The following is a 3,115-nucleotide window of genomic DNA, read 5'->3' as shown; positions in this document are numbered from 1 at the left end:
TCCATTGTCCCGATTGGCTCAAACCCCCGCCTGGCACAATACAGTGTAGGTGCGGGTGCAAACTCATATTTTGACCCCAAGTATGCAGCACTGCAATCATCCCCATTCTCCCACCCAAGTGCTTGGGATTGTCACCAAACTGCTGTAAGGTCTGCCAGGCAGCCCTGAACAGACTGCCGTACACTATTTTGCCGTGGCTCAATGCGTAACTGTTAAACTCGCTTGGAAGGGTAAACACCACATGAAAATAGGGAACGTTCAAGAGTTCGCCTTCCCTTGCCCTGATCCACTCTTCGCGTTTGTGTCCCTGACAGGTTGGGCAATGCCTGTTCCTGTCCCGATAGCTATCGGGATTGTAACTGATGTGAAGTCCGTGGCAACAATCGCATTTATCAATATGTCCGCCCATAGCTTTGGTTCGGCACCTTCTTATGGCCTGCAAGGCTCGGTAATGCCAAGAGGTCAGGCTCAAACTCTTGAGCTGTAGCTGCTCCATTTCTAAAATATCAGCCACCGTATGTTTGGGGCGCATTAATCGTAGAGCTTATCCAACGGAGAAAACTTTGAACCATTGGGCAGATTGGCCACATGCAGATAGGTCAGGGTCATCTCGATATGCGCATGGCCCAAAAGTTCTTTTAGGCTGACAATGTCAACACCATATTCCAACAGATGCGTGGCAAAGGTGTGCCTCAAGGTGTGGGCGGTTATCTTTTTGGAACTGCCTATTTTACTGCGGTTTTCCTTGATGACCCATCGGATCCCATTGGTGGTCAACCCCCGAGCTACTCCATCTTTGGTGACCTGACTGTTGAAAAGATAGCGTTGCGGATTTTCCGTTTTGATATACTTCTTTAGTCCTCTGACCAAATATGCGCTCAAGGGCACATAGCGGTCGATCTTCCCTTTTTTCTTGGGGATAAAGACCGTTCTGCGATCAAAATCGATGTCGGACAATTTGAGATTGCAAAGTTCGTAGCTGCGAAGTCCACAGCCATAGAGCATCCCGATGATCAAACGGTGCTTGAGGTATTTGGGGGCATTTAAAAGACGCTTCACTTCCTCCTGGCTCAAGACCGTTGGAAGTTTTGAATCTCGTTTGATCTGCGGCAGGGCCACACGCTTGGTCTCCCTGCCCATGACTTTGTAGGCGGCCCTCAGCCCAAAAATGGTGTGTTTAAAGAAACTTTCAGAAGGGGTTTTGTGGAGTTTTTGGCAGTAATAAAGGTAAGATTCAATATTTTCCACCGAAAGCGTTTCTGGGCTTTCTTTAAAGTGCAAAGCAAGATGTGCCAGACATCGGAGGTAATTGTTCAGGGTGCTTTTGGCCTTGCCGTTAATGGAAAAGCTCTGCTCCAATTTGTTCTGGAGTGTACTGAAACCCGCTACCTCCTCAAAAGCACGTTCAGCAATGGTTTTACTTTTTTTTAAACATGATATTAGATTTAAAATTTAGCTACAAATTAATAAATCTATTACATTTACAAAAACAACATCCGATCTGAAAGGTGCAGGAGGGCTTCCGACCGTTAGGGAGGATTCGTTCAACATTGTATAAGCGTAATGCGGGATTTATTACCAAATTGAACATTTCATCACATAATAAAATTTTAGATAAAATGAAAATTCTAAATTCGACAACCCGCACTACGCTTATACTTGCCGTTGTGTGGCATTTAAAAAGAACAAAGATTTATGAATGAAGAAATTAGAATGTTCGCTAGAATTGGACATTTTCACAATGATACTCTTTTGGAAATTGCAATTGATTCATTCTTAAAATTTGAGAAACTAATTGTAGAAAAAGAAGTACTTAAAAGTAAAGGTCATATTATACATGACGAATTTATAATATACAATGAAGAAGATAAAATAAATGAAATTGAAAACTTGCTATTAAAGGAATCAATAAAAACTGTAATATTTTTAAGCTCATTTTTAGAATCATATTTTTTTGAATTTTCTGCTGTTGCACTTGGACAACAATACACGGAAAAACATATTGAAAAACTTGATTTAGCCAGTAAAATTATGTTGATACCAAGATTAGTAACAGGAAATGAAATTGATAATAGTCAACATTTTTGGGGATAAATAAAGAAAATGATTAAATGGCGGAATAAAATCATACATAATATTTATTTGGCCCCCAATTAGTCGGGAGTGCTATTTTAGATTTCAAATTTATACATTTGAGATATGAACTTTAAGAAATGGACCTTGGATGCTTTACAGGAATCGGGTATATTTGAGAACGACAAACAGAAAATGGCATGGGGTGTATAGGGTATATTTGGCACTCTGAGTTATATATACACATGTTACAGCACATATGACCACAAAACAAATCTTAGTCATAATTTCAATGTTTTTGCTATTCATTAGCTGTGAAAAAAAACAAACAAGTTTGGAGTTTGAAAAGGCTGTTGCGATCGAAATTTTTCCAGCTTTGCTTGATTCTGTTTTTTACGATACAAGATTGACACAGCAACCACCACCACCGCCACCACCGAATTTTGAATGGACTGATTCGACCGAAATTAAATGGGACGAAACCAAAATTATAGCCGATCTCGAAAGGCGAAAATCTGAATTACAAAAAGATACTACTAAATTAGTAGTTGCGATTGTGGACAGTACTTACCAGATAAATGAAAGAGCGAAAAAGGAATTGATTAACTTTTATAAGGATTTCAAAATTAAATTGGATACCACAAATATTGAAAAACCATATAAAATAAATTTAGCGGATTTAAAACACGATGATAAATTCAAACTCAAATACCGATCGCAATTACCACCTACAAGCAAAGTTTGGAAAGGCGATTATAATTTTTATCTTTCTGGAATAACTGGATTTTCACGTATTCAATTTGATCAAACAAAAAATTATGGAGTTATGATAAGCGGATTTGGTTGTGGACGACTTTGCGGATTTAGTGGATTGGTTTTTATTCGAAAAGTAAAGAGTAAATGGGTAATTGATAAGATAAAAATTACGGCAGTATCGTGAAGAAAATACGTGCTGTAATAACTAAGAATTCGGCTCGCCGATTACTCCCTCCGGTCATGAGTAAGTTGGCCAGAGCTGAAGATTGTGTTGACGCATCCGGTT

At 39.2% G+C, this 3,115-nt stretch carries 4 protein-coding genes; 2 read left to right on the top strand and 2 right to left on the bottom strand.

The annotated features are described in order from the left end of the window. A partial coding sequence (locus JEM65_RS16575; RefSeq protein WP_199601986.1) for an IS91 family transposase occupies window positions 1-532 on the bottom strand: 532 nt, incomplete at its 3' end. Further along, entirely contained in the window at window positions 532-1,359 is an 828-nt protein-coding gene (locus JEM65_RS16570; protein WP_233530703.1) for a tyrosine-type recombinase/integrase, read from the bottom strand. The genes JEM65_RS16575 and JEM65_RS16570, both read right to left, overlap by 1 nt. A 336-nt stretch (window positions 1,360-1,695) precedes the next feature. Here JEM65_RS16570 and JEM65_RS16565 point away from each other — a divergent pair, with 336 nt between their 5' ends. Beyond that, complete coding sequence (locus JEM65_RS16565; protein WP_199601984.1) at window positions 1,696-2,094, top strand: hypothetical protein; 399 nt, start codon at window positions 1,696-1,698, stop codon at window positions 2,092-2,094. A gap of 313 nt (window positions 2,095-2,407) precedes the next feature. Further along, entirely contained in the window at window positions 2,408-3,013 is a 606-nt protein-coding gene (locus JEM65_RS16560) for a hypothetical protein (RefSeq protein WP_199601982.1), read from the top strand. The last annotated feature ends 102 nt before the right edge of the window (window positions 3,014-3,115 follow it).

This window comes from Gelidibacter salicanalis (assembly GCF_016469035.1).
Taxonomy (GTDB): Bacteria; Bacteroidota; Bacteroidia; order Flavobacteriales; family Flavobacteriaceae; genus Gelidibacter; species Gelidibacter salicanalis_A.
Note: the sequence above shows the minus strand (reverse complement) of the source record. Positions and strands in the feature narration are given on the sequence as shown.

Bases quoted from the DNA above. Each gene is read 5' to 3' on its own strand.
- JEM65_RS16565 (WP_199601984.1), top strand. From the start codon at position 1,696: ATGAATGAAGAAATTAGAATGTTCGCTAGAATTGGACATTTTCACAAT.